1 protein-coding gene is annotated in these 1,269 nt (G+C 46.6%); it reads left to right on the plus strand.

Annotation, left to right across the window (positions count from 1 at the left end; translation table 11 throughout):
• Nucleotides 1-1,168: cellulose synthase subunit BcsC-related outer membrane protein (locus R7040_RS24490; protein WP_318097274.1), on the plus strand; the 1,168-nt coding region annotated here is incomplete at its 5' end.
• Between the last annotated feature and the right edge of the window lie 101 nt (nucleotides 1,169-1,269).

The following is a 1,269-nucleotide window of genomic DNA, read 5'->3' on the forward strand; positions in this document are numbered from 1 at the left end:
ACCTGAAGAGGCAAAAAAAGAACCCCCAAGCTTACGCGAGCTATATGATACTGCTGACGACTACTGGTTGACTCGTAACGTCAAATCGGACATCGATAAACTGCATGATAGGAGTGATGGTCATGTCATGATTGGCTGGGATTACAGTGCACGAGATGGTCGTAATACTTCGAATCAAGTGCCCATAGAAGCACGAATCCCGATTGAGAGCTGGGATGGGCATCTGTTGCTAAAAGCCGATTATGTTTCTATCGATTCAGGTCAGTTGGACTACTATGAAAAAACCACCGATTCTGACAGCACTTCGTTCCAAAATGACGCATCAGGTATGGCATTTGGAGTGGGCTGGCAAGCTGAAGATTGGTTGGTCGATATCGGCACGACACCAATTGGTTTCGACCATACCACATGGGTTGGTGGTGTACGCATCAATGGGGAGCTAGGTGAGCTAGGTTGGACTGCAGAAGCGGCGCGTCGCCCAGAGACTAGCAGCACGCTTTCTTATGCTGGAATGTCTGTCCCTAGTGGCACGACTGACCCTCAAGGGACTAAATGGGGTGGGGTTATCCGTACTGGTGTGAAGTTGAACTCAAGCTGGGACACTGGTGGGCCTTACGGTTTTTGGAGTAGCTTGCAGTATCATAGTTTGACTGGTGAAAAGGTTGAAGACAACACTCGTTTAGGCGTGTTAGGTGGGGCGTACTATAAGTTAATTGCAACGGATGACCAGCGTTTAAGTATTGGTACGAACTTAATGTACCTTGATTACGACAAAAATTTGGGTGAGTACACGCTAGGTCACGGTGGCTACTACAGCCCGCAAAGTTACTTCTCGGTGTCTTTACCTATCAATTTTTATGGTCGATACAACAGCTCTTGGTCATATCAGTTGAGTGCGTCCGTCTCCAACTCTTGGACTAAGGAAGACGCACCATACTTATCGACAGTAGCGACGTCAGACAAAGGTGGTGGTTTTGGTACATCGTTGCAAGCAGCGGTGGAAAAGCGAGTCAGTAAACGTTGGTACCTTGGCGCATTAGTCGATGTGCAGCGTTCTGAGTTTTATACTCCAAACCATTTTATGCTTTATGCCAAATACACCTTTAATGATCGTTGGCAACCAATAGAATATCCACCAGCAGCCCCAATGCTGTATAGCGACTTCTAATAAAAAACAAAGGCCGGATTTCCGGCCTTTATTGTCTTATTTTTAGAAGAACTCTGCGCTTAGTACAAGATGGAGTACAGCTGGCGACGATATTTACTTGC

Source organism: Vibrio sp. 1069 (assembly GCF_033340555.1).